Genomic DNA, 441 nt, shown 5'->3' on the forward strand with positions numbered 1-441 from the left:
GGTGATACGATATTTCTGTTCTGCTGCCAGTATATCCTGAGTAAAACAAAAGACCGCTTCGTTTGTTGCGGTCTTTTGTTTTATCCGGCGGATGGTACTGCTCAGTTATCCAGCTTGCCGATGATCTCATTTAAAGCTTTTTGCCAATCGGATGCCTTGATGCCGCATTCGTTTTCAATTTTTTGGCAGTCCATAATGCTGTAAGCAGGACGCGGGGCGGGTAGGGGATATTGGTCGGTCGTAATCGCGTTCAGTTGCGGAACTTTGAAATTAGGGTCTTGCTGTTGGGCCGTTTGAAAAATGGCTTGGGCAAATTCATACCATGTTACCGATTTGTTGCCGCCATAATGGTAAATACCCCGTGGAGCGACGGGTCGTTGCAGCAATGTAATGATGGCTTGGGCGAGGTCGCCGGCGTAGGTGGGGCAGCCTGTTTGATCA

General features: G+C 48.8%; 1 protein-coding gene. It reads right to left on the reverse strand.

Going from position 1 to position 441, the window contains the following annotated elements:
* Nucleotides 1-101: 101 nt before the first annotated feature.
* Nucleotides 102-441, reverse strand: a 340-nt coding sequence (locus ACTHUR_RS21170; RefSeq protein ID WP_440400775.1) for a sugar nucleotide-binding protein, incomplete at its 5' end; no start/stop codon positions are given.

This window comes from Neisseria sp. P0021.S007 (genome assembly GCF_051956855.1).